This window comes from Actinoplanes sp. NPDC049599, from assembly GCF_044465625.1.
In the GTDB taxonomy this organism is placed as follows: domain Bacteria; phylum Actinomycetota; class Actinomycetes; order Mycobacteriales; family Micromonosporaceae; genus Actinoplanes.
The window spans coordinates 40,431-64,211 of record NZ_JBITLX010000013.1 but is presented as its reverse complement, the minus strand read 5'-3'; the positions used below and the strand labels follow the sequence as shown (position 1 = coordinate 64,211).

Annotated in this window: 18 protein-coding genes; 6 read left to right on the top strand and 12 right to left on the bottom strand. The window is 72.5% G+C overall.

Annotated features, from left to right (window positions below; translation table 11 throughout):
- Positions 1-33: 33 nt before the first annotated feature.
- Both ACIBQZ_RS22930 and ACIBQZ_RS22925 read left to right on the top strand, forming a co-directional pair.
- The gene (locus ACIBQZ_RS22930; protein WP_396090789.1) at positions 34-1,440 is read left to right on the top strand and encodes a selenium-binding protein SBP56-related protein; all 1,407 of its coding nucleotides are present in this window, start codon (positions 34-36) and stop codon (positions 1,438-1,440) included.
- On the top strand, positions 1,437-2,102 hold the full coding sequence (locus ACIBQZ_RS22925) for a hypothetical protein (RefSeq protein WP_396090788.1): 666 nt from the start codon (positions 1,437-1,439) through the stop codon (positions 2,100-2,102). Before ACIBQZ_RS22930 ends, ACIBQZ_RS22925 begins: the two co-directional genes overlap by 4 nt.
- Here ACIBQZ_RS22925 and ggt read toward each other — a convergent pair.
- The 4 genes from ggt to ACIBQZ_RS22905 form a co-directional block, all read right to left on the bottom strand.
- Positions 2,099-3,895, bottom strand: a complete 1,797-nt coding sequence (gene ggt, locus ACIBQZ_RS22920) for a gamma-glutamyltransferase (RefSeq protein ID WP_396090787.1) — start codon at positions 3,893-3,895, stop codon at positions 2,099-2,101. The genes ACIBQZ_RS22925 and ggt overlap by 4 nt on opposite strands.
- A gap of 92 nt (positions 3,896-3,987) precedes the next feature.
- Positions 3,988-5,889: an acyl-CoA dehydrogenase family protein gene (locus ACIBQZ_RS22915; protein WP_396090786.1), complete on the bottom strand. Its 1,902-nt coding sequence runs from the start codon at positions 5,887-5,889 to the stop codon at positions 3,988-3,990.
- A gap of 97 nt (positions 5,890-5,986) precedes the next feature.
- Positions 5,987-7,522, bottom strand: a complete 1,536-nt coding sequence (locus ACIBQZ_RS22910) for an alpha/beta hydrolase (protein WP_396090785.1) — start codon at positions 7,520-7,522, stop codon at positions 5,987-5,989.
- A 103-nt stretch (positions 7,523-7,625) separates the two neighbouring features.
- The gene (locus ACIBQZ_RS22905; RefSeq protein ID WP_396090784.1) at positions 7,626-10,685 is read right to left on the bottom strand and encodes a M14 family zinc carboxypeptidase; all 3,060 of its coding nucleotides are present in this window, start codon (positions 10,683-10,685) and stop codon (positions 7,626-7,628) included.
- 153 nt (positions 10,686-10,838) lie between these two features.
- Between ACIBQZ_RS22905 and ACIBQZ_RS22900 the strand changes: the two genes are divergently transcribed.
- The gene (locus ACIBQZ_RS22900) at positions 10,839-11,969 is read left to right on the top strand and encodes a PQQ-dependent sugar dehydrogenase (RefSeq protein WP_396090783.1); all 1,131 of its coding nucleotides are present in this window, start codon (positions 10,839-10,841) and stop codon (positions 11,967-11,969) included.
- 31 nt (positions 11,970-12,000) lie between these two features.
- Here ACIBQZ_RS22900 and ACIBQZ_RS22895 read toward each other — a convergent pair whose 3' ends face one another.
- From ACIBQZ_RS22895 to ACIBQZ_RS22885, 3 genes are all read right to left on the bottom strand, one after another.
- Complete coding sequence (locus ACIBQZ_RS22895) at positions 12,001-12,258, bottom strand: hypothetical protein (protein ID WP_396090782.1); 258 nt, start codon at positions 12,256-12,258, stop codon at positions 12,001-12,003.
- A 114-nt stretch (positions 12,259-12,372) separates the two neighbouring features.
- The gene (locus tag ACIBQZ_RS22890; RefSeq protein WP_396090781.1) at positions 12,373-12,681 is read right to left on the bottom strand and encodes a hypothetical protein; all 309 of its coding nucleotides are present in this window, start codon (positions 12,679-12,681) and stop codon (positions 12,373-12,375) included.
- A 27-nt stretch (positions 12,682-12,708) separates the two neighbouring features.
- Positions 12,709-14,379, bottom strand: coding sequence for a sodium:solute symporter family protein (locus ACIBQZ_RS22885; protein ID WP_396090780.1), 1,671 nt, complete (start codon positions 14,377-14,379; stop codon positions 12,709-12,711).
- Positions 14,380-14,533: 154 nt separating this feature from the next.
- Here ACIBQZ_RS22885 and ACIBQZ_RS22880 point away from each other — a divergent pair, with 154 nt between their 5' ends.
- Positions 14,534-16,411 carry a Xaa-Pro dipeptidyl-peptidase gene (locus tag ACIBQZ_RS22880; protein WP_396090779.1) on the top strand — a complete coding sequence of 626 codons (1,878 nt, stop codon included), beginning with the start codon at positions 14,534-14,536 and terminating at the stop codon, positions 16,409-16,411.
- Between the two features lie 45 nt (positions 16,412-16,456).
- On the opposite strand, the gene ACIBQZ_RS22875 is transcribed toward ACIBQZ_RS22880, so the two are convergent.
- Positions 16,457-16,771, bottom strand: coding sequence for a hypothetical protein (locus ACIBQZ_RS22875; protein WP_396090778.1), 315 nt, complete (start codon positions 16,769-16,771; stop codon positions 16,457-16,459).
- Between the two features lie 139 nt (positions 16,772-16,910).
- Positions 16,911-17,600, bottom strand: a complete 690-nt coding sequence (locus ACIBQZ_RS22870) for a TetR/AcrR family transcriptional regulator (protein WP_396090777.1) — start codon at positions 17,598-17,600, stop codon at positions 16,911-16,913.
- 84 nt (positions 17,601-17,684) lie between these two features.
- Here ACIBQZ_RS22870 and ACIBQZ_RS22865 point away from each other — a divergent pair, with 84 nt between their 5' ends.
- Positions 17,685-18,881, top strand: a complete 1,197-nt coding sequence (locus ACIBQZ_RS22865; protein WP_396090776.1) for an FAD-dependent monooxygenase — start codon at positions 17,685-17,687, stop codon at positions 18,879-18,881.
- Between the two features lie 18 nt (positions 18,882-18,899).
- Here ACIBQZ_RS22865 and ACIBQZ_RS22860 read toward each other — a convergent pair whose 3' ends face one another.
- Entirely contained in the window at positions 18,900-19,556 is a 657-nt protein-coding gene (locus ACIBQZ_RS22860; protein WP_396090775.1) for an HAD family hydrolase, read from the bottom strand.
- A 274-nt stretch (positions 19,557-19,830) separates the two neighbouring features.
- Between ACIBQZ_RS22860 and ACIBQZ_RS22855 the strand changes: the two genes are divergently transcribed.
- Positions 19,831-20,883 carry a glycosyltransferase family 2 protein gene (locus ACIBQZ_RS22855; protein ID WP_396090774.1) on the top strand — a complete coding sequence of 351 codons (1,053 nt, stop codon included), beginning with the start codon at positions 19,831-19,833 and terminating at the stop codon, positions 20,881-20,883.
- Here ACIBQZ_RS22855 and fgd read toward each other — a convergent pair whose 3' ends face one another.
- Together fgd and ACIBQZ_RS22845 are read right to left on the bottom strand one after the other, a co-directional pair.
- Positions 20,884-21,888: a glucose-6-phosphate dehydrogenase (coenzyme-F420) gene (gene fgd, locus ACIBQZ_RS22850; RefSeq protein ID WP_396090773.1), complete on the bottom strand. Its 1,005-nt coding sequence runs from the start codon at positions 21,886-21,888 to the stop codon at positions 20,884-20,886. It abuts the gene before it with no gap.
- Positions 21,889-21,910: 22 nt separating this feature from the next.
- Positions 21,911-23,761, bottom strand: coding sequence for a sigma-70 family RNA polymerase sigma factor (locus ACIBQZ_RS22845; RefSeq protein WP_396090772.1), 1,851 nt, complete (start codon positions 23,759-23,761; stop codon positions 21,911-21,913).
- Between the last annotated feature and the right edge of the window lie 20 nt (positions 23,762-23,781).

Here is a 23,781-nt window from a genome sequence, read left to right as displayed (position 1 = left end):
TCACCGGGCGCCCGCCGGACGAGGATGACCATCATGACGAGGTGGACCCCAGATCCGACGTTCTATCCCTCTCCGCGTGACGCCGCCGGCGCGCCCGCCGAGCAGCTGGCGTACCTGGCCGCGTTCGACCGCTCCGCCGAGCAGCCGGACGCCATCGCCGTCGTGGACACCGACCCGGCCTCGGCCGCCTACGGCACCGTCGTCGGCTGGACCGAGCTGCCGCACACCGGCGACGAGCTGCACCACTTCGGCTGGAACGCGTGCAGCAGCGCCCTGTGCCCCACCGCGCCGCACCCGCACGTCGAGCGGCGCTACCTGATCGTGCCGGGGCTGCGGTCGTCGCGGATCTACGTGCTGGACACCAAGGACGACCCGCGTCACCCCGTACTGGTCAAGGAGATCCCGGCCGAGGAGCTGGCCGGCAAGGCCGGCTATTCGCGGCCGCACACGATCCACTGCGGCCCGGACGGGATCTACGTCTCGGCGCTCGGCGGCGGCGCCGCCGACGGCCCGGGCGGCATCGCGGTGCTGGACCACACCACTTTTGAGGTACGCGGCGCGTGGGAGCACGACCGCGGCGACCAGTATCTGGCGTACGACTTCTGGTGGCACCTGACCCGGGACGTGCTGGTCTCCTCCGAGTGGGGCACCCCGTCGATGATCGAGGACGGTCTCGTCCCGGAGCTGCTGCTGGGCCGCAAGTACGGCCACCGCCTGCACTTCTGGGACCTGGCCAAGCGGACCCTGACGCAGACCGTCGACCTCGGTGACCAGTACCAGATGACCCTCGAGCTGCGCCCGGCCCACGACCCGCGCAAGGAGTACGGCTTCCTCGGCGTCGTCACCAGCGTCGAGGACCTGTCCGCCTCGGTGTGGGTGTGGCACCGCGACGACGGCGGCGACTTCACCGTCACCAAGGTCATCAACGTGCCGGCCGAGCCCGCCGACGCCGCCGACCTGCCGCCGGCGCTGCAGCCGTTCGGTGCGGTCCCGCCGCTGATCACCGACATCGACCTGTCGGTGGACGACCGCTTCCTGTACGTCTCCTGCTGGGGCACCGGCGAGCTGAAGCAGTTCGACGTGAGCGACCCGTTCCACCCGGTCGAGACCGGCTCGATCCGGCTCGGCGGCGTCACCGGCCGGGTGGCGCACCCGTCGTTCCCGGACGAGCGGCTGGCCGGCGGCCCGCAGATGGTCGAGGTGTCCCGGGACGGCAAGCGGGTCTACGTCACCAACTCGCTGTACGGCTCCTGGGACGACCAGTTCTACCCGGACGGCGTCGGCGCCTGGCTGGCGAAGATCGATGTGGACACCGACAACGGGGGCATGACCCTGGACCCGCGGTTCTTCCCGCACGGCGACGAGTTCCGCGGCCGCCGGGTGCACCAGGTGCGGCTGCAGGGCGGCGACGCCTCGTCCGACTCGTACTGCTTCCCGTGACGGCCGGCCAGCTCGCGGTGCTGGCGGCGCTGGGCGCCTTCCACGGGCTGAACCCGGCGATGGGCTGGCTGTTCGCGGTGGCCCGTGGCATGCAGGAGCGCAGCCGCCCGGTGCTGCTGGGCTCGTTGCCGCCGATAGCCGCCGGGCACCTGGCCTCGGTGGCGATCGTCGCGGCCGTGGTGTCGGCGACGGAGTCGGTGGTGGCCGGCAACGTGGTGGCGATCGTCGGCGGGGTCGTGCTGGTCGGCTTCGGGCTGTGGCGGCTGCTGTCGGCGCGGCACTTCCGGTGGGCCGGCATGCGGCTGTCCGCGGCCCAGCTGGCCGGCTGGTCGTTCCTGATGTCGTCGGCGCACGGCGCCGGGCTGATGCTGCTGCCGGTGCTGGCCACGACGTCGGCGCCGGCGCCGGCAGGCGGGCATGCCGCGCACCTGGCGGCCGTGGCCCCGGCCGGTCTCGCGGGCACGCCCGCCGCGGCCCTGGACGGGCTGTTCGCGGCGGGCGTGCACACGGTGGCGATGCTCGCGGTGATGGCGACCTGCGCGCTGCTGGTCTACGAGTTCGTGGGCCTGAGCGTGCTGCGCCGGGCCTGGTTCAACATGGACAAGTTGTGGGCGGCGGTGATGGTGGCGGCCGGCGCCCTGACGATCGCCCTGACCGCCTAGCGCCGCACCACGCCCGCCGCGCCGCCGCCTCGCCGGGCCGGCTCGGCGCTGGCGATCAGCTTGCCGTGCCGGCCGAACTCGATCGCGGTGGCCGCGCCCAGCTCGGGCACGTCCGGGGCGAAGGCGTGGCCGAGCGCGGTGAGGTCGGGGCCGTAGCGGGTGTGGAAGGCCGGCTCGGCCTGGACGCCGGGGCTGTTGCGCTGCGAGGCCCGCGGTGCGGCCATCGCCTCGGGCAGGGTCATGCCCAGGTCGACCCGGTTGACCAGCACCTGCAGCACGGTCGTGATGATGGTGGCGCCGCCGGGCGAGCCGAGCGCCAGGAACGGCTTGCCGTCCTTGAGCACGATCGTCGGCGACATCGAGCTGCGCGGGCGCTTGTTCGGGCCGGGCAGGTTGGGGTCGGGCGCGGTGCCCTGCGTGCCGGTGAAGTTGAAGTCGGTCAGCTCGTTGTTGAGCAGGAAGCCGCGGCCCGGCACCACCATGGCGCTGCCGCCGGTCTGCTCGATGGTCAGGGTGTACTCGACGACGTTGCCCCACTTGTCGGCGACCGTGAGGTTCGTGGTGCTCTGCCCCTCCTCGACCGGCTGGCCGGCGAGGGCCGGCGTGCACCCGGAGGCGCCGAGGTCACCCGGTGGCACGGGCTTGACCAGCGCCTTGTCCGCGTCGATCTGGCAGGCCCGCTGCCGCGCCCACCGGTCGCTGATGAGCCGGTCCAGCGTGGCCTGCGGTGTGTAGGCGCCCACGTACCGGTTCCGGTCGGCGAACGACAGCGCGGTCGCCTCCAGGTACTGGTGCAGGGCCTGGGTCACGGAGACCGCCGAGAGGTCGGTCTGCTCCAGGATGTTCAGCGCCTCGCCGACCGCCGTGCCGCCGCTGGACGGCGTGGACATGCCGTAGACGGTGAGGCCCCGGTAGTCGGACTTGGTCGGCGCCGGGAAGCGCAGCCGGTAGCCGGCCAGGTCGGACAGGCGCAGGTCACCGGGGCGGATCGGGTACGCCCATGGGGCCGTGGGGTTGTCGGCGACCGGCGGGTGCTGCACGGTACGGACGATGTCGGCGCCGATCGGGCCGCGGTAGAAGACGCCGGTGCCGCGCTCGGCGATCAGCCGGTAGGTGTCGGCGAGATCCGGGTTGCGCTGCACGGAACCGACCGCGGGCGGCGCGCCGCCGGGCAGGTACAGCTCGCTGGTGGCGGCGAACTGGGCGAACGGCGCCGCGTTGTCGGCGATCTGCTGGCGGAACGTGGCGTCGACGGCGAACCCGCGGTCGGCCACCTCGGCGGCGGGCCGCAGCAGGCTGCCCAGCGACCGGCTGCCCCACTTGCCGGCGGCGGCCTCCCAGGTGGCGAGGGTGCCGGGGGTGCCGACGGACAGGCCGCTGACGCGGGCCTCGGCGAAGTCGTACGGCAGCCCGTCGGCCGGGTCGATGAAGATGTCCTCGGTCATCGTGGCCGGTCCGGACTCACGGCCGTCGATGGTGTGCACCCGGCGGTGCTGGGCGTCGTAGTAGACGAAGAAGCCACCGCCGCCGATGCCGGCGGAGAACGGCTCGGTGACCCCGAGGGTGGCGGCGGCGGCCACCGCGGCGTCGACCGCGTTGCCACCCCGGCGCAGCACGTCGAGCCCGACGGCGGTCGCGGTGGGATCAACCGTGGAGACGGCACCGCCGTAACCGGTGGCGGTGGGTGTCCGGGGAGGTGCGCCGCCGTGGGCGGAGGCCGCAGCGGGCACGAGGGCGACGGTGGTCGCGGTGAGCGTGGCCGTCATGGCCAGCGCGGTCGAAAACCGCATCATGCCTCCGGGAGCGGTGAGAACAGTGTGGACAGACTCCTGCCTACCGCTAGTGGAGGGTGGGCACAACCCGGGACACGCCGGGCCGGCGCCGCTCAGTCCGACCCGGTGATCGGCGGGATCCGCCGGCGGACGTCCGGCACCGTGGCCGGGCCCGGCTGCCAGGCGGCCACCCAGGCGCCCTCGGTCGACCGGGGGACGACGCCGCCCTCCAGGAACGCGTAGCGGCCGTCCAGCACCCGCTGCGCCGCCTTGCCGTCCAGCTCGTCGGTGTTGTCCCAGAGCGCGGCGAACAGCGCATCTGCCCGCAGCCGCGCCTGGCGGCAGAACAGGTCGGCCAGTTCGCGGCCCGCCGGCTGCTGCTGCTGTTCGGTGCGGGCCCGCACGCACACCGCCGACATCGCGAAGAGTTCCGCGCCGATGTCGACGATGCGGCCCAGGAAGGCCTGCTTGTGCTCCAGCTTGCCCTGCCACCGCGACATCGCGTAGAACGTCGACCGGGCCAGCTTCCGAGACGCTCGTTCGACGTAGCGCAGATGGCTCGCCAGCGGGCCGTACTCGCCGTACCCGGTCGGCACCTGGCCGCGGCCCACCGTCAGCGTCGGCAGCCACCGCGCGTAGAACGCGCCGGCCCGCGCCCCGGCGCGGGCCTTGCGGCCGAGCCCGGCCTCCGGGTCGATGATGTCGCCGGCCACCGCGAGGTGCGCGTCGACCGCCTCGCGGGCGATCAGCAGGTGCATGATCTCGGTCGAGCCCTCGAAGATCCGGTTGATCCGCAGGTCCCGGAGCACCTGCTCGATCTCGGCCGCGCGCTCGCCCCGGGCGGCCTGCGAGGCGGCCGTCTCGTAGCCCCGGCCGCCGCGGATCTGGATCAGCTCGTCGGCCACCTGCCAGGCCATCTCGCTGGCGAACAGCTTGATCAGCGCGGCCTCGATCCGGACGTCGTTGCGGTCGTCGTCGGCGATCGCGCAGCACAGGTCGAGGGTCGACTCCAGCGCGTACGTGGTGGCGGCAATGAACGCGATCTTGGTGGCGACCGCCTCGTGCCGGCCCACCGGGCGGCCCCACTGGACCCGCTCCGCCGACCACTCCCGGGCGACCGACAGCGACCACTTGGCGGCGCCGACACACATCGCGGGCAGCGACAGCCGGCCGGTGTTGAGCGTGGTCAGCGCGATCTTCAGGCCCTTGCCGAGGCCGCCGATGACGTTCTCCTCGGGCACGAACACGTCGTGGAACCGGGTGACGCTGTTCTCCAGCCCGCGCAGGCCGAGGAACTCGTTGCGGCGTTCCACGGTGATGCCCTCCGCGTCACCCTCGACCACGAACGCGGTGATGCCCTTGCCGGGCACCCGGGCCATCACGACCAGCAGGGTGGCGACCGTGCCGTTGGTGGCCCACAGCTTCACCCCGTTGAGCCGGTAGCCGCCCGCGACCGGCTCCGCGACGGTGCCCAGCCGCGCCGGGTCGGAGCCGACGTCCGGCTCGGTCAGCAGGAAGGCGGACACCTCACCGGCGGCCAGCCGCGGCAGGAACGCCTTCTTCTGCGCAGGGGTGCCGAAGGTCTTGAGCGGCTGCGGCACGCCGATCGACTGGTGCGCGGACAGCAGCGCGCCGACGGCGGGACTGACCGAGCCGATCAGCGTCAGCGCCCGGCAGTAGTCGAGGTTGGAGAGCCCGAGACCGCCGTACTCCTTGTCGATCTTCATGCCGAACGCGCCGAGCCGGGCCAGGCCGTGGAAGACCTCGTCGGGGATCCGGGCCTCACGCTCGATCCGCGCCCCGTCCACCTCCGCCACCAGGTACGCCTCCAGCTTGGCGAGGAAGTCCTCGGCGTCCGGACGGGACTCCGCCACCGGCCACGGCTCGATCAGTTCGAGGTGCAGCCGGCCCAGGAAGAGCTCCTTGCCGAAGCTGGGTTTGCGCCACTCGGACTGGCGAGCGTCCTCGGCGACCTTGCGCGCCTGCTTCTCTGAGACATCGGCCGGTTCGGTCACGGCTTACCCCCTGGGGCCCGAGTGGATGGCACCCGGCGCAGACGCTCAGCTCCGCATCTGCGTCGGACCTCGCTGCCCGCCACGCTACCCACCGTTGTTACCGGACGGTAGCCCAACGCGCATGATCGTTTCGTCCGGCCCGGCTGCTCCGCCTGGGCGCAATGCTGCCCACCCCCGCGGCCTTCGGCTCGACCCCCGGGCAGCTGGCGCCGGCCGGCGGCGGCTCGACAGTCAACAGGTAGTGGTCGACCCGCCCGCCCACGCAGTCGCTGCGGCCGTAGACGGTGTGCCCCCAGCCTTCGTAGGTCAGCAGGGACGCCGCCGGGCCGAGCTGGGCGGCCACGTGCTGCGCCCACGGGTACGGCGTGGCCGGGTCGTGCCGCGCGTTGACCAGCAGCACGGGGCCGGTACGGGCCGGCGACAGCGCCCGCTGCGGGTTGTTCACCACGCCGGGCCGGCCCAGGCAGCCGTACGCGGAGGTGAGCGCGAGCGGGGAGAACGGCATCTGCGGCCCGGTGCGGGCGATCCGGTCCAGCCGGGCCCGCAGCTCGGCGTACCCGGCCACCGGCATGGCCCAGTCGTCACAGAAGGCGGCGTGGAAGTTGTGCTCGCTGACGTCGACCGGCGCGGCCCGGGCCAGCCGGGTGCCCGTACCGGCCGTCGCGTCCTTGATGAAGATGCCGAGCGAGTGCCACTGCGGGTCGTACATCGAGGTGAACGCGACGCTGACCAGCTCGTACAGGGTCAGCCGGTAGGCCGTGTCGTTGGGGTCCCGCAGCGTCCCGCGGCGTGCGGCGGTCAGCAGCCCGGCCCAGAGCTTCCGGACGTCCTGGCCGTGCACGGCGCACTCGGTGCTGCGCGCGCACCAGGCGACGAACTCGTCGAAGGAGTCCTGCGCGGTGGCCGCCTCGGCGCCGAGGAAGCCGTCCAGGTCGACGGTGTGGTCCATGACGCTGTCCAGCACCAGCGCGCGGATCCGCCGCGGGTAGAGCTCGGCGTACTGCTCGCCGAGCAGGGTGCCGTACGACGCGCCGTAGAAGCTGACCTGCTCCTCGCCCAGCGCGACCCGCAGCGCCTCCAGGTCCCGCGCCACGCTGAGGGTGTCGACGTGGTCGTAGAGCGGGCCGGTGTGCCCGGCGCAGTCGGCCGCGAGCCGGCGGTTGTAGGCGACGAACGTGGCGTACCCGGGCGCGCTGTCGATCGTCGGCGGCGGAGCGGCCGTCAGCAGCGTGGTGGTGCAGACGACGGGGTGGCTGCGGGAGACCCCGCGCGGGTCGAAGCCGACGATGTCGAAACGGTCGCGCAGCTCCGCGCTGAAGAACGAGGCGCTGGTCAGGGTGAAGTCGACGCCCGAACCACCGGGCCCGCCGGGGTTGACCACCAGGGTGCCGATCCGCCTGGCGGGATCGCCGGCCGGGCGGCGGGCCACCGCGACGGCCACGGTCGGCCCGTACGGCTGCGCCCGGTCGATCGGCACGGTGAGCGTGGCGCACTGGGCGGTCGGGTCCTCCGCGCACGGCTGCCAGCGCAGCGGGCCGGGGCGGGACGCCGCCTGTGCGGGGGCGGTGATCGAGGCGACCGTTGCCAGGACAATGAGGAACGCGGCCAGGATCGGCCGTGTCTTTGCTCGCACCGGTTGTCTCTCCGCCCTGCCCGGCAGCCGCGCCGCGCGCCTCCTGTCTAGAGCAAGCGCGCGGCGCGGTCCGGGGTTCCGGCGGTTTACCGCCGAAAGAGGATTACCTCTTCAGGTGACGCAGCGCCCGGCGGATCAGGTCGGCCCGCTTGTCCTCGGGCAGCCCTTCCAGGCCGAAGCCCAGGTAGACGCTGTCCGTGGTGGTCACCGCGGCACCGGAGTCGAAGGCGAGCTGGCTGCGCGCCCAGTCGTTGCTGTTCTTGCTCGAGCCCGGGGGCGGACCGGCGACGGCCCAGCCGCCGAGGTCGGTCTCGAACGAGGTCTGCTGCGCGACCGCGCCGCCCACCTCGACCCGGACGTCGTCCAGGAAGACGCCCAGACCCTGGGTGCCCCAGTCCGACATGTAGGAGATCGAGAGCTCGACCTGCTTGCCCGCGTACGCGCCCAGGTCGGCGTCGAACGTCTGCCAGCCGGCGCTGGAGCCGGTCGCCGCGTTCCAGGTGCCGGTGGTGCCGGTCGGGGTGCAGCCCTCGCCCTGGTAGTGCGCCAGGAACGGGTGGATGGTCTGGATGTTCGACGCGCAGCTCTCGCCGGTCGCCGTGGTGGTCAGCCCGCCCGCGTCCGGCAGCGTGGTCCACTCGTCGGTGCCCACCACGTGCGCCTCGACGAACATGAAGTCCCAGTCGGCCTCGACGTCGAAGGACGTCTGGAACTTCAGCCGCGCGGCCGTCGCCCCGGTCAGGTCGACCGTCTTGGTGAGCCGCTTGTAGGACACGTCGGCCTGCCCGCTCCACAGGTACCAGTCGCCGTCGTACGGGTCGTACGGCGCGGCGCCGGGCAGCTGCCAGTCGAGCGGGGCCTTCGAGCTGCCGAACTGCGGGAACTGGTCCTTGGGCAGGAAGCTCGAGGTGGCCAGGAACGACGCGGTGTGGTCGCCCGCCGGGGTGCCGGTGAAGCCGGTGAAGGCCCCCTCGGCGCCGATCAGCGGCAGCGGGGCGCCGTCCGGGCCGGCCCCGCCGTCGTCGACGTACGAGAACGCGCCCAGCCAGTACTGCTGGAAGTCGTTGCTCAGCGGCAGACAGGTCGGGTCGTTCGCCGCGAGGCACTCGCCCGGCCCCTCGGGCTGGTACACGTACGAGCCGTTCGCGGCCTGCGCGAAGCCGGCGTACTTGCCGCCGAACAGCAGCTTGCCGCCCTCGTTCAGGTAGTCCCGGACGGCCAGCTCGGTCTCCAGGGTCGAGCGGGCCGCGGTGCCGCCCGGCTGGCCCGGCGCGCGCGGGATGATGTCGTCGCCGGTCTCCCAGAGCACCGTCCGGTAGTGCGAGAGCACACCGAGCGGGTGCGGCGCCTTGCGGCCGTTGGTGTCGATGTCGTACACGTCGGCCGAGCGGCCGGCGCGCTTGAGGGCCGCCACGTGCGCGGCTGCGTACCGGGCGCTGGTGGCGCCGTCGGTGTTGGCCGGCGAGACGCCGGTGACGTCCTCGGCGGCGAGCACCAGCACGTCACCACCGATCTTGTCGGCCACGGTGTAGGTGAACGGGGCCGACTTGACCGTACGGCGGCCGTCGCGGGCGGTGAACCAGACCTCCACCTTGTCCTTGGCGCGGGCCTTGGACACAGTGCCGCGGCGCTCGGCGAAGTACGTGTCGACGCCGTCGCCGTACCGCTCGCCGCCCTTCCACTCGCGGGTCCCGTCGGTGCGCTCGCGCCCGCCGTTGATCCGGTAGTGCAGGGTGACGTCGCGCAGGCTGCGCCGGGCGGTCACCGCGACCTGCTGGCGCGAGCCGTACGAGGTGTCGAACGCGTCCACTGTCAGGTCGGCGGTGCTGCGCCCGACCGTCGAGACCGGGCGACCCGGGTCCTTGGCCGACTCGGCGACCGAGAGCGCGAACGGCACGTTCTTCAGGAACTCGTCCTGGATCAGCTTCTCGTCGTCCGGGAAGTTGAAGCCGCTCTCGCAGTCCGCGGCGTTCCACTGGTCGTCCGGGTACAGGTTGGAGATGGTCTCGCAGGTGCTCATCTCCGGGGTGAACCCGAGCGCACCGGTGCGCACCTGGGCGTGGAAGTCGGTGTCGCCGTTGGTGGTGTAGAGCTCGGCCGAGATGTCCGGGTCGTAACCGGGCACGGCCGGGTGCGCGTCGTCACCGGCCAGCGCGATCTGGATCTGGTCGTCCGGGCTGGGCGTGCTGACCTGCCAGCCGATGCCGTAGAGCAGCAGCTCGGCGGCCGAGTGGTAGTTCACCAGGAACTCGAAGCCGACCCGCTTGAACAGGGCGTCGAGCGCCTTGGTCTCGGGCTCGGAGGCGGGCGACGGGCCCCGGTAGGTCTCGCTGGACGGGTCCGGCGACGAACCCTCGTTGTCGTAACCCCATTTCTCACCGAAGTTCCGGTTGAGGTCGACGCCGTCGCCGGCGGTGATCTCGCCGTCGCCGTTGTTGTCGCGCAGGTTCTTGCGCCAGAGCCGGTGGCCCTCGGTGAAGGTGAAGTCGTAGCCGTCCGGGTTGACCACCGGCAGGAACCACAGCTCGGTGGTGTTCACCAGCCGGGTCAGCGCGGGGTCGGTGCCGTAGCCGTCGAGCACGTGGTGCATCAGCCGGCGGGTCATCTCCGGGGTGATCCACTCACGCGCGTGCTGCGCGCCGAGGTAGATCGCCGCGGGGCGGCGCCCGTCCGGCACGACCCGCGCGTCGCGGGTCACCTTCACGGCCTGGATCGGTACGCCGCGCACGGTCTTGCCGACCGTGACCAGCTTGGCCAGGCGCGGATTGGCGGCCACCGTCTCGGCGAGCTCCTCGCGCAGGCCGCCGGGCGCGTTGTACTGGCGGAACACGGTCGGCGCCGCCGCGGCCTGCTTGCGCATCGCCGTGGTGGTCCGCTTCTCGGTGAGCGGCACGCCGGCCTTCACCAGGGCCTCGGCCTGACGGCGGCCGAGGATGGGCTGTACGGAGACCTTGCCGTCGGCGGCAGCGGTCACAGCGCTCTCATCGTGGTCGATGCCGACGGCGCGGAGGCGTTCGAGTTGTGCGGCGTCAAGGGTGCCGACGTACACCGCGAGGTCGTCCTCGGCGGGTACGGCGGCAGCCGGCGCGATCCCGGACAGGGCCGCGGCGGCCGCTGTCAGGAGAGATAACACGCAGGCGGTAGCCCGGCGGGCTGGGGTCATGGTGTGAGCCTCCATGGGTGGGAAGATCGTGAGTGGACCCTCCCGGCCATCGCCGAACGCTGTCAAGCATGTATCTATCTGCATTTGTGAAGATCTGATAACGGCCGGGATTTGTTCAGGTTTCTCCCAGCCGGGCCAGGCACGGTGGGACCCATGTCAACCGCCGATCGGCCGAGTCTGCGCTGGAAAGTGGCCGTTACCGCCGCGAGCGCGATGCTGCTGGCCGCCTGCTCCAGCGACGAGCCGGCCGCCGCCCCCGAACCCCGCCGCTCCGCGGAGGCGACCGCCACCGCGCCGGCTCCGGCCTCGCCGTCCAGCCACGGCGGCACCCCGGACCTGAGCGCGCCGGAGACCGTCGCGACCGGGCTGGACGTGCCGTGGGGTCTGGCCTTCCTGCCCGACGGCAGCGCGCTGGTCGCCGAACGGGACAGCGGCGACGTGCTCCGGGTCCGGGCCGGCGGCGGCAAGCCACAGCAGGTCTACACGGTGCCGGGCGTCTCGGCCGCCGGCGAGGGCGGGCTGCTCGGGCTCGCGGTGCCGGCGGACTACGCCGAGACCGAGTGGGTCTACGCGTACTACACGGCCGCGCGGGACAACCGGATCGTCCGGTTCAAGCTCGGCGGCGGCCGCCCGGAAGTGATCTTCGACGGGATCGACAAGGCCGGCATCCACAACGGCGGGCGGATCGCCTTCGGCCCCGACCGGATGCTGTACGTGGGCACCGGGGACGCGGGCGACGGCAGCGAGTCGCAGGACCGGGACGACAGCAACGGCAAGATCCTGCGGCTCACCCCGGCGGGCAGACCGGCGCCGGGCAACCCGCGGGCCGGCTCGCCGGTCTGGAGTCTGGGTCACCGCAACGTGCAGGGCCTGGCCTGGGCGGCGGACGGCACGATGTACGGCATCGAGTTCGGCCAGAACCGCTTCGACGAGGTCAACAAGATCGAGCCGGGCGGCAACTACGGCTGGCCCGAGGTCGAGGGCGAGGGCGGCGACGGCGACTACGTCGACCCGATCGTCACCTGGGGCACCGACGAGGCCTCGCCGTCCGGCGCGGCGATCGCCGGCGACACCCTGTACGTCGCCGCGCTGCGGGGGCAGCGGCTGTGGACCGTGCCGCTCGACGGTGGTGAGCCGAAGGACGAGTTCTCCGGCCGGTACGGGCGGCTACGAACCGTAGCCGTCGCACCGGACGGCGCGCTCTGGCTCACCACGTCGAACCGGGACGGCCGGGGCGACGTGCAGGGTGGCGACGACCGGATCCTGCGCTTCCCCGCCCGGTGACCGGGGGGTCACCGGGAGGGGGAAGCCGCGATCATGAGGTCCGGTTGTTCGGCGGGAGCAGCGGCAGGCTGGAGATCACCGCGGCGTACTGGGCGATCTGCCTGCTGTTCGGCACCACGCCGACGCTGCGTAGCTGATCCTGAATGGCTTGCGCAACCGCATCCTCGGACTTGCCGCGATGCGTCTGCATGACCTTGTTGACCGCGTAGTCAACGCGAAGCTGCATCTGCCAGCCGACGGGCCGTTGAGCGGCACCGCCGGCGAGGCTCACTGAGGCGATGGGTTCCATGACTTGAGTATCGGGAGCACCCCCGCCGAATCGGAAGGTTCGGGGTCCGGGTGCACCTGTCTTGCACCCGGGCCGCACCGGGTTCTCCATCAAACGGGCGGCCCGGGTTGCCATTCAGTTCCCCTCGGGTGTCTGTGGACCCGTCTCGTCGGTCGAATCCGGCCGGGGCGCGCGTACCTCGGTGGGGCTCAGCCGCAGCCAGAGCAGGAAGAACCCGCCCAGCGCCAGCATCGCCAGGCCCATCCAGAGGTTGATCCGGACGCCCTGCGCCTTGTTGATCTCGGCGCCGCCGTCGAAGATCCCGCGCACCGTGACGATCACGCCGTACACCACGAACAGCCCGCCGATCACCCGGCGCACGTCGAACAGCCGGGCCGCCGCGGACATCTTCTCCGCGTCGTCGCCCTTGGTCTCCTCGGACATGTCAACTCCTCTCGTGGCTCACGCCGGTTACCAGACGGGGATGTAGAGCAGCACGGCCAGCCCGACGGCGATGCCGCCGAGCAGGACGGGGTTGCGCCACCAGACCTTGTCCCCCGCCATGATCACCTCGCCGGAGGCGGTCGGCCCGGCCAGGCCGTAGACCAGGCCGCGCAGCTGGTTCTCGGGCTTGGACTCGGTCACCAGGGTGACCCCGACGGCGACCGCCACGGCGGTGAAGAAGGCCAGCCCGGCGCCCCAGAAGCTCTCCTCCAGGTCGGAGTTGAACGTGACGACGTCCGCCAGGTAGAGCAGGTACAGGGTCAGCGACGACGCGGTGCCCAGCACCAGCGACCAGAAGCCGGCCCAGGCGGTCATCCGCTTCCAGAACATGCCGACGATGAAGGTGGCGAACAGCGGCGCGTTGAAGAGCGAGAACAGCGCCTGGATGTAGTTCATGATGTTGCTGAAGCCGGCCGCGATGAACGCGGTGCCGATGCCGACCACGATGCCGCCGACCGTGGCCATCCGGCCGATCCGCAGGTAGTAGTCGTCATCCCGGTCCTTGCGGATGTAGGCCTGCCAGATGTCATAGGTGAAGACCGTGTTGAAGCCGCTCACGTTGGCGGCCATGCCGGCCATGAACGAGGCGATCAGGCCGGTCACCGCGACCCCGAGCACGCCGTTGGGCAGCAGGTCGCGCATGAGCAGCGGGATGGCGTTGTTGTAGATCAGGTCACCCTCGTCGGCGCCGAGCCCCTTGACGGTGATGATCGCGATCAGGCCCGGGATGACCGTGACCGCCGGGATCAGCAGCTTCGGGAACGCGCCGATGATCGGGGTACGCCGGGCGGCGCTCATGTCCTTGGCCGACAGGGCCCGCTGCACCTCGGCGAAGTTGGTCGTCCAGTAGCCGAACGACAGCACGAAGCCGAGGCCGAAGACGATGCCGATCCAGTTCGCGCCGAGCGGGTTGTCCGAGCTCGCGGTGCCCTGCCAGGTGTGCAGGGCGGCGTCGCCGAGCTTGCTGTCGCGGACCGCGTCGAACAGCCCGTTGATGCCGCCGACCTTGACCAGGCCGACGATGGTGATCGGGATCAGGCCGGCCAGGATCACGAAGAACTGCAGCACCTCGTTGTAGATCGCCGAGGAGAGCCCGCCGATGCCGATGTAGAGCAGCACGATCGCCGCGCCCAGCACGATCGACACCCAGAGCGGCCAGCCGAGCAGCGCGTCGAGCACCAGCGCCAGCGCGTACAGGTTGACCCCGGCGATCAGCACCTGGGCGACGGCGAAGCTGACCGCGTTGAACAGGTGGGTGGGCCGGTTGAACCGCAGCCGCAGGAACTCCGGGACGCTGCGGACCTTGGAGCCGTAGTAGAAGGGCATCATCACGATGCCGAGGAAGACCATCGCCGGCACGGCGCCGATCCAGTAGTAGTGCAGGGTCATCAGGCCGTACTGGGCGCCGTTGGCGGCCATGCCGATGATCTCCAGCGCGCCCAGGTTGGCCGAGACGAACGCCAGACCGGTGACCCAGGCGGGCATCGATCTGCCGGAGAGGAAGAAGTCCGCGCTGGTCTTGATCGCTCGCCGGGCGGCGAAACCGACGCCCAGGACGGTCGCGAAGTAGATCGCGAGGATCAGGTAGTCGAGTACATCGAGATCGAGCCGTAGCGCTTCAGCCGCGAGCGTCTCCACGGGCACCTCCCTGTGCGGTCGGAGGCTGCGGTACCCGTCGTGAAGATCGTTCACACCTGGCCGTTTCCGGCGGACGAACGGGCGATCTTTCTTCACCCCGGGGCGCTCATGCGATCGAATGGCATAGATGTCCGTCGTTCCTGGAAGGACCGCCATGCCCGCTGCCGTACCCCGAGCCCTGCTCGCCGCCCTCGTCCTGCTCGCCGGCCTCCTCAGCGTGCCCGCACCCGCCGCGGCCGCGCCGCCCTTCATCCGCGGCGGCGAAACCGTGCCCGTCTACGACTACGCCGACGCGATCCGCGAGAGCGTGTGGGTCGAGACCCCCACCGACGCCGACCGGGACGGCATCCCCGACCGAGTGGCGGTCGACCTGGTCCGCCCGCGCACGGCCGCGGGTGTCCGGGTGCCGATCATCATGGACGCCTCGCCCTACTACGCCTGCTGCGGCCGCGGCAACGAGAGCGAGCTCAAGCAGTACGACGCCCAGGGCGTGATCAGCAAGGCGCCGCTGTTCTACGACAACTACTTCGTGCCGCGCGGGTACGCGTTCGCCGCCGTCGACCTCAGCGGCACCAACCGCTCGACCGGCTGCGAGGACGTCGGCGGCCCGGCGGAGGTGGCCGGCGCCCGCGCGGCGATCGACTGGCTCAACGGCCGGGCCCGGGGCTTCGCCGCCGACGGCACCCCGGTCTCGGCCCGCTCCTGGAGCACCGGCAAGGTCGGCATGATCGGCAAGTCCTGGGACGGCACGGTGGCCAACGGCGTGGCCGCCACCGGGGTCCGCGGCCTGGAGACCATCGTCCCGATCTCGGCCATCTCCAGCTGGTACGACTACATGCGGTACAACGGCTCGCTGCGCTCCGCGGGCTACCCGAACTACCTGCAGTCGGTGGTCAGCGACCGGCTCACCGAGTGCGCCGCGGTGACCTCCGCGCTGGCCACCGAGAGCGCCGACGACACCGGCGACTACAACGCGTTCTGGCGGGCCCGCGACTACCGCCCGGCGGCCGGCCGGGTGCACGCGAGCGTCTTCGTGGTGCACGGCGTGAACGACCTGAACGTGACCACCCCGCAGTTCGCCGCCTGGTGGCAGGAACTGGCCGAGCACCGGGTGCCGCGGAAGATCTGGCTGCACCGGACCGGGCACGTGGACCCGTTCGACGTCCGCCGCGCGGAGTGGGTGGACACCCTGCACGAGTGGTTCGACTACTGGCTCCAGGGCCTGCCGAACGGGGCGCCGGCCGAGCCGCGGGCGACGCTGGAGACCGCACCCGGCGTCTTCACCGAGGCCCGGGACTGGCCGCTGCCGGGCACCCGGGACGTGAGCGTCCGGCTCGGCTCGGGGCCGGCGTCCTACACCGACGCGTCGCTGACCGAGGACGCGGCCGTCGCCTCCCCGTCCACCGAGGTCCCGGGCCGCCTCGCCGTCCTGTACGGCCCGCTGGCCACCCCGCTGCGCCTCTCCGGCTCGCCGGCGGTCCGGCTGCGGGTCCGGGTCGACCGCCCGACCACCCAGCTCACCGCCCGGCTGGTCGACTACGGCACGGCGACCCGGGTCGACTACCGGCGCGGCGAGGGAGTCCGGACGCTGACCACGGAATCCTGCTGGGGCTCGTCCACCCCGGCCGACGACGCCTGCTACCGCGACGTGGCCGAACGCGTGGTGACCACCGACCACGAGGTGCTGACCCGCGGCTGGCTGGACGCGGCGCACCACGTGTCGCTGCGCTTCACCACCCCGCTGCGGCCGGACCGCTGGTACACGGTGACGGTGCCGATCAACGCCTATGACGTGACGGTCCCGGCCGGGCACACGCTGGGCCTGATCCTGACCCAGAGCGACCCGCAGTTCACCGAGGCGCCGAACACGGGCGCAACGGTCACAGTGGACCTGGCCGCCAGCCGCCTGACGTTGCCGGTCACCGGCCGCGCCACCCTGCCGCCGGCCCCGGCCGACGCGAAGATCACGACCACGCCGGTGACCCCGGCGGAGCGCACGGCCCCGTCCTACCGCCGGCAACTGCCGCAGTAGGACTCCCCGGAACCCGGCGCATCCCCAGCGGATGCGCCGGGCTCCTCAGGCTGCGTCCCGTTCCGGCCGCGGGCCCGGCGGCTGCGGCAGCGCGGCCACGACCCGGAGCAGATCGGCCACCGAAATGGTGCGGTCCTCGTCGGTCGTCGCGAGACCTGCCACGATCCAGTCACGCATGAGCCCGGTGGGCTTGACCCCCCGCGCCGCGGCAACCGTCCGCAGCCGCTGGTAGACGTCAACGGGCAGACGTACGGAGCAGACGACCTTGGGCTCGCCATCGGGCACCGCCGGCAGCGACACCTCAAACCCGTCCTCGAACGTCATCTCGCCGTCAGCGACGGCCTCCGCGACAGCGGTCATGTCGTCTCCGTGAAACGTCGTCATGACTGCCCCGCCTCCCACTGCTCGAACTGCGCCAGTTGCTTCTCGTCCATGGCGCGGGCCCCGACGAGAACCCATGCACCAATCGTATTACCTTCGTAATACATTGACCAGCCGCTCAGGCGGGTGTCGCACGGCGGTTGATCAGCGTTTCGAGGCCGTCCAGGATGCGGTTCAGGCCGAAGGTGAACGCCTGGTTCTGCCCGCCTCCCGCGGCCGTCTCGCGCATCGCTGCCATCAGGTACGGGAAGCGTTCCCCGTGCAGCGTCATCACCTCGCCCATGGCCGCGTTCATGTCGTCCTCGTCGAGCCGGGCGGCGGCCTGCTGGGCCAACATCCGGGCGTGCCCGGCCAGCACCGCGACGGCGTCCAGGCGTTCCGCCCCGGTGAGCCCCGAGCCGGCGCCCAGCGCGGCCAGCGCGCACTCCATCCAGCCCAGCTCGCGCGGGCCGAGCGGGCGGCGGCCGACCGTGGCGTCCACCGACCACGGGTGCCGCAGGTAGGCCGCGAACAGCTGTTCCGACCATTCGGTGAGCGCCGCGCGCCAGGCGTCCGCCCGCAGCTCCGGCGGGTCGCCGATGGCCTGCTCGATCATCAGCGCCACCAGCTCGGCCTTGCCCGGCAGGTAGCGGTAGAGCGACATCTTGGTCTTGCCCAGCTCGGCGGCGACCCGCTGCATCGAGACCGCGGCCAGGCCCTCGGCGTCGGCGACCGTGATCGCGGCGGCGGTGATGCCCGCCAGGGTCAGCGCCGGCTTCGGGCCGCGCGTGGGCTCGGCGCGCCCGCCCCAGAGGAACTCCACCGACATCCGACGACCTCTTGCGTTTCGGGGACAACTGTCTCTACCGTACACAGAAATAACTGATACCCATGGACACAGTTTGGAGCCGCCATGACCGGCAGCAGCGTTCTGATCTCCGGCGCGAGCATCGCGGGGCCCGCGCTCGCCTACTGGCTGGGCCGGCACGGGTTCCGGCCGACGATCGTGGAGCTCGCCCCGGCGCTGCGCACCGGCGGCAACGCCGTGGACTTCCGCGGCCCGGTGCACCTCGGGCTGTTGCGCCGGATGGGCGTGCTGGACGAGCTGCGGGCGGCGCAGACCGGCGGCACCGCGATGCGGTTCGTCGACGCGGACGGCCGGCGGGTGATGGAGATGCCGGCCGACTTCGCCGGTGGCGACCTGGAGATCCTGCGCGGCGAGCTGTCCCGGATCCTCTGCGCGGCCGGCGGCGACCGGACCGAGTACCTCTTCGGCGACAGCATCACCGCGCTGGCCGAGACCGCGGACGGCGTCGACGTCACCTTCGCCTCCGGCCGGGAGCGCACCTTCGATCTGGTCGTCGGCGCGGACGGGGTGCACTCGAACGTGCGGCGGCTGACCTTCGGCCCGGAGCGCGATTACGTCAGCCACCTCGGCTACTACGTGGCGGGCTGGGCGATGCCCGACGAGCTCGGCCCGGGCCGCGACACCCTGGGCTACAACGTGCCCGGGCGGCTGGCCTCGATCGGCGGCGACCACCGGGACCCGGCGCGGGCCGGCGCCTTTGTTGTCTTCGCCGCGCCGGAGCTGTCCTACGACCGGCACGACCTCGGCGCGCAGAAACGCCTGGTGCACGAGCGCTTCGCCGACCTGGGCTGGGCCGTGCCCCGCATGCTGGCCGCCCTGGCGACCGCCGACGACCTGTACTTCGACCAGATCTGCCGGGTGGACATCAAGCCGTGGTCGCGCGGCCGGGTCGCGCTGGTCGGCGACGCGGCCTGCGGCGCGACCCTCGGCGGCATGGGCAACGGCACGGCGCTGGTGGCCGCGTACACGCTGGCGGGCGAGCTGGCCGCGGCCGGCGGCGACCACACCGTGGCGTTCGCGCGGTACGAGGAGCGGATCCGCCCGTTCGCCCGGCGGGCTCAGCGCGGCGGCGCGGGCGCCGGCCGGTTCCTGGCCCCGAAGACCGCGCGCGGGCTGGCGATCCGCAACTGGCTGCACAACCGGGAATGGTTCATGACCATGACGTACCGGATCGCCGGCGACCGCAGCGCCGGCATCACCCTGCCGGACTACCGGGAGACCCGGGAGAGGTCAGGGTTCTGACCGGCCGGGGCGGGCCGGTCAGCGGAGCTTGCCGACCGCCTCGACCGTGAGCTCGTCCAGCCCGGTGATGACCAGCTCGGCCAGCGCCAGCGCGTCCGCCGCCGGCGGGTAGACCCCGTGCGGCACCGCGATCACCGAGAGCCCCGCAGCGGCGGCGGACCGCAGGCCGTTGCTGGAGTCCTCGACCGCCGCGCAGAACTCCGGGGTCAGCCCCAGCCGCTCGACCGCCGCCAGGTACACGTCCGGCGCCGGCTTGCCGCGCGGCACCTCCTCGGTCGACAGCGTCACCCGGAACGTGCCGGTCAGCCCGGCCGTCTGGAGGACCTGGTCGATGAGGAGCCGCGCGGACGAGCTGGCCAGGGCGACCGGGAACCGCTCGGCGATCCGCCGGACCGCGTCGACCGACCCGGGGATCAACGGGAGATCCGCGCGGTACCGCTCGGCCATCCGGCCCAGGACGTCCGCGGCGACCTGCTCCGGGGTACGGGGCACGCCCACGTCCACGCTCAGGTGGGTGGACCACTCGCCGGTGCTCATGCCCATCAACCGGGTCTGGGTGTCCGGCAGGAACGCGCGGCCGTGCTCGGCGACGTACCCGCGGCGCACCTCCTCCCAGACCTCCTCGGTGTCGATGATGACGCCGTCGAGGTCGAAGACCACCGCCCGTACCGTCACAGCGCCTCGACCCCGGGGACGACCTCGGCGGTGGCCACCTCGGCCGGCGTGGCGCCCGGCCGCGGCACGCCTCCGGTCCAGGTGAAGTCGGCGATGTGCAGACCCAGTTTCACTGCGACCCATCCTCTCCAGGGGCCGGCGGCCCTCCGCAGACACTATCGCCGCGGTTCCGGCGCCGTCCTCGCGACCGGTTGACGCACCGTAGTCGGTTGGTAAGTTGTTGCCGGTCCCCCGAGTACCCCCGTACCGCCAGACCCGCCGAGGAGCCACCGCCATGCCTCCCGCGCCGCGCTCGCAGCCGCCCCACGAGTCGTGGGTGACGCCGTCCGTGACCGTCGTGATCCCCGCCCTCAACGAGGAACACAACCTTCCGCTGATCCTGGAGAACCTGCCGCCGGTGGACGAGGTGATCGTCGTGGACGGCCGGTCCAGCGACGACACCGTGGCGGTGGCCCGCGAGGTCCGCCCCGACGTGGTCGTGGTGCGGCAGACCCGCTCGGGCAAGGGCAACGCGCTGGTCTGCGGGTTCGCCGCCAGCACCGGCGACATCGTGGTCACGCTCAACGCCGACGGCTCGGCCGACCCGCAGGAGATCCCGCGCTTCGTGGACGCACTGCTCTCCGGCGCCGAGGCCGCGCACGGCTCGCGCTTCCGGCCGGGCGGCGACCACCGGGACGCCGGCGCCGCGGAACGCTTCGGCCACGGCGTGCTGTGCCGCGTCGTGAACCTGTTCTTCGGCACCCGCTTCACCGACCTCAGCTGCGGCTACAACGCCTACTGGCGGGAGCTGCTGCCGGGGCTGGAGCTGCCCGCCCCGGACGCGCGCGGCCCCCGGCGCGGCCGGCTGTCCTGGGGCGAGGGCCCGGAGATCGACACGCTGGCCACGCTGCGGACGGCCACCCAGGGTTTGCGGGTGGTGGAGGTCGCCACGGTCGGCTATCCGCGGATCTACGGCGAGGATCGGCCGCGCCGGCTGCTGCCCGCGGCGCTGCGCGCACTGCGGACCGCGTGGAGCGAGTACGTGCGCCGCTGGCGGATCGGCCGCCGCGCCGCGGCACCCCGGCAACGCCGGTACGAGGCCCCGAGCCCGCGCCCCGCGGCCTACCGGGACGAGCCGACCGGACGGCACGCCGCCCGGCACTCGGTGCCGCCACCCGCCCGGGACCGGGACGGCCGGGGCGGGGACGTGCGCCGGTTCGAGCGGCGGCGCGGCACCGAGCCGGGCCGCCCGGACCTCACCGTGATCCGGGGTGAGGGCCGGGACGAGCGCTGGGACGGCCGGTCACACCTGCGCGCGGTGCCCGGCGAGAACTTCCGCGAGCAGTAGCTAGTTCTTGGCCCGGTCGCGGAGCCGGGGCAGGATCTGCTCGCCGTACACCCGCAGGAAGCGGTCCTGGTCCGGGCCGGGGGCGTGGAAGACCAGGTGCTGGAAGCCCATGTCGAGATACTCGGCGACCTTCGCCGCGTGCTCGTCGGGGTCCGCCGAGACGATCCAGCGGGTGACCGTACGGTCCACCGACAGCGCGTCCGCGCGCCGCTGCATCTCGATCGGGTCCTCCACGCCGGTCTTCTCCTCCGGCGAGAGCGCGAGCGCACCCCAGTAGTGGGTGTCGTTGCGCGCCTGCTCGAGGTCCGGGTCGAAGGAGACCTTCACCTCGATCATCAGGTCGACGTCGGTCAGCGCCCGGCCGGCCTTGCCGGCGCCCTCGCGGACCGCCGGCAGCAGGGTGTCGGTGTAGAGCTCGTGGCCCTTGCCGCTGGTGGTGATGAAGCCGTCGGCGATGCGCCCGGCGAGCCGGGTCGCGGCCGGGCCGGAGGCGCCGATGTAGATCGGCACCGGCTGCTCCGGCTTGTCGTAGATGGTGGCCAGCTCGGTGCGGTAGAAGGTGCCCTCGAAGGTCACCCGGTCCTCGGTCCACAGCTGCCGGATCAGCGTGACCGCCTCCTTGAGGCGGGCGAAGCGCTCCTTGCCGTCCGGCCAGGTCAGGCCGAGCGGGACCTCGTTGAGCGACTCCCCCGAGCCCACGCCCAGGATGACCCGGCCGGGGGCCAGGCAGCCGAGGGTGGCGAACGCCTGCGCGACCACCGCGGGGTGGTAGCGGAAGGTCGGGGTGAGCACGCTGGTGCCGAGCAGCACGCGCTCGGTGCCGGCGGCGAGCGCGCCGAGCCAGGGCAGCGCGGCGGGCGCGTGCCCGCCGTCGTGCCGCCACGGCTGGAGGTGGTCGCTGACGAACACCGAGTCGAAGCCCTGCTGCTCGGCCTGGATGCCGTAGCGGAGCAACTCGCGCGGGGCGAACTGCTCCGCCGATGCCTTGTAGCCGAACCGAATCATGATCCGACCCTATCCCGCGGCGTTACCCGGCGGCCTTGTACGCCTTGCCCGCCTCGGTGGGGGTCGAGGAGTCCCGGTAGAGGCCGAAGTCCACGCTGTCGCCGACCGCGGGCAGCCCGAACCAGGCGTACCGCTCGACGAACGCGCGCTTCTCCATGCCCTTGGTGCTGCCCGTGATGAAGGCCGCCTCCTGGGCGCCGGTCGGGTACTTCGGGGAGCCGGTGAAGTTCATCAGGCCGTACTCGGTGACCCAGACCGGCAGGTCGTAGCGGGCGTGCACGGCGTCGACGTAGCCGAGGAACTGCTTGACCGCGGCGTCGCTGAAGTCCGAGCCGTACCAGTGCAGGGTGATGAAGTCGACCCGCAGGTTCCGGGCCTTCGCGCCCTTCATGAACCGGTCCAGCCAGCCGCCGGCGGTGTCACCGCCGTAGGCGACGGCCGGGCTGCCGAGCCGCAGGCCGGTGCCCTGCAGCTTGGGCCACGCGGCCAGCGCGTCCTCGACGCTCATGTTCGCCTGCCCGCCCATGTCCGGCTCGTTGAAGCCGAGCAGCACGTCACCCTCGCGCTTGGCCTTGGCCAGGGTGGCCGAGGTGACGTTGTCCTTGCCCCAGATCATCGGGACGAACTCGACGTCGCCCGGCGCCGGCATGGAGTCGTTGTCCGGCGACCAGTTGTAGTACCAGCCCGCGCCGACGTCATCCAGGGCGCCCTTGATCCCGGCGAACTGCCAGGTGCCGACCCCCTTCTTCGCCGAGGTCGCGGTGGGCGGCACGGGTACGGGCGCCGTGGTCTTCCTCTTCGACGGTGACGGCTTGGCCGAGGGCACCGCCGAGGTGGCGCCGGGCGTGGCGGGGGCCGGCAGGGACAGCCGGGGCGTGGGCGCCGCGGTGGAGATCACCGCCGCGTTGGCGACCGGCTTGTCGGCGTTGCTGTAGACGACCACGGCCGCGCCGCCGCCGGCCACCGTGCCGGTCGCCAGCATGGCTGTCAGCGCCCGCCGGCCGACCCCGGCGCCGCCCTTGATGGCGATCTTGGCGGCCAGCGCCTTGCCGGAGACCGCGTGCGCGGCGTGCGAGCCGGCCTGGACCCCGCCGAACGCGCCCAGCGCGCCGCTGCTCAGCGAGTGCGGGAGCGGCACCAGCGCCATGCCGACCAGCAGCCGCTCCGCCGCGACCAGCCCGGACCAGGCCGGGGAGCACTGCCGGCAGTCCCGGGTGTGCCGGGCGATGCGCTTGCGCCACAGCGCGCCCGGCCGGCCGTCCCACTCGGCGGTGACCAGGGCCAGGTCCGCGCAGGGCGGGGCGGCGGCCAGCGCCCGGACGACCACCCGGGCCGTCTCGAGCTGGCCCTTCATCCGCTGGATCCGGACCGCGGCGTGCTGGCGGGTCACCTCGGTGGCGGCGACGATCTCGTCGCGGGTCAGCTCGCCGGAGGCCTCCAGCCACCACAACGAGAGCAGCTCCCGGTTGTCCTCGTCCAGCCAGCGGGTCGCCTCGGCGGTCTCCCGGCGCTGCCCGGCCAGCTCCAGCCGGGTGATCGCCAGGTCGGTGAAGTCGGCGCCGGGGTCGCGGACGTCGTCGGGCAGCAGGGTGTCCGGCGCGGACCGCCGTACCCGGTAGCGCTCGCGCACCTGGCGGACCGTGATGGCCACCAGCCAGGACCGGAACGCCTCGGGTTCGCGCAGGTCACCGAGGTTGCGCAGGACCCGGAGCATGGTGTCCTGCACGACGTCGTCAACGTCGGCGTGCCCGTCCAGGGCCCGGCCGACGATCGTGTAGACGAGCGGCAGGTACCCGGCGACCAGGCGATCGACCGCGGCCGGATCGCCGGCGCGGGCAGCGACCACCGTCGCGGTGTCCGGTTGAACCGCCATCAGAGTCCTGACCTTCCTGT

Bases quoted from the DNA above. Each gene is read 5' to 3' on its own strand.
- ACIBQZ_RS22930 (WP_396090789.1), top strand. From the start codon at position 34: ATGACGAGGTGGACCCCAGATCCGACGTTCTATCCCTCTCCGCGTGAC.
- ggt (WP_396090787.1), bottom strand. From the start codon at position 3,895: ATGATGCGGTTTTCGACCGCGCTGGCCATGACGGCCACGCTCACCGCG.
- ACIBQZ_RS22905 (WP_396090784.1), bottom strand. From the start codon at position 10,685: ATGACCCCAGCCCGCCGGGCTACCGCCTGCGTGTTATCTCTCCTGACA.
- ACIBQZ_RS22900 (WP_396090783.1), top strand. From the start codon at position 10,839: ATGTCAACCGCCGATCGGCCGAGTCTGCGCTGGAAAGTGGCCGTTACC.
- ACIBQZ_RS22895 (WP_396090782.1), bottom strand. From the start codon at position 12,258: ATGGAACCCATCGCCTCAGTGAGCCTCGCCGGCGGTGCCGCTCAACGG.
- ACIBQZ_RS22890 (WP_396090781.1), bottom strand. From the start codon at position 12,681: ATGTCCGAGGAGACCAAGGGCGACGACGCGGAGAAGATGTCCGCGGCG.
- ACIBQZ_RS22880 (WP_396090779.1), top strand. From the start codon at position 14,534: ATGCCCGCTGCCGTACCCCGAGCCCTGCTCGCCGCCCTCGTCCTGCTC.
- ACIBQZ_RS22875 (WP_396090778.1), bottom strand. From the start codon at position 16,771: ATGACCGCTGTCGCGGAGGCCGTCGCTGACGGCGAGATGACGTTCGAG.
- ACIBQZ_RS22870 (WP_396090777.1), bottom strand. From the start codon at position 17,600: ATGTCGGTGGAGTTCCTCTGGGGCGGGCGCGCCGAGCCCACGCGCGGC.
- ACIBQZ_RS22865 (WP_396090776.1), top strand. From the start codon at position 17,685: ATGACCGGCAGCAGCGTTCTGATCTCCGGCGCGAGCATCGCGGGGCCC.
- ACIBQZ_RS22855 (WP_396090774.1), top strand. From the start codon at position 19,831: ATGCCTCCCGCGCCGCGCTCGCAGCCGCCCCACGAGTCGTGGGTGACG.
- fgd (WP_396090773.1), bottom strand. From the start codon at position 21,888: ATGATTCGGTTCGGCTACAAGGCATCGGCGGAGCAGTTCGCCCCGCGC.
- ACIBQZ_RS22845 (WP_396090772.1), bottom strand. From the start codon at position 23,761: ATGGCGGTTCAACCGGACACCGCGACGGTGGTCGCTGCCCGCGCCGGC.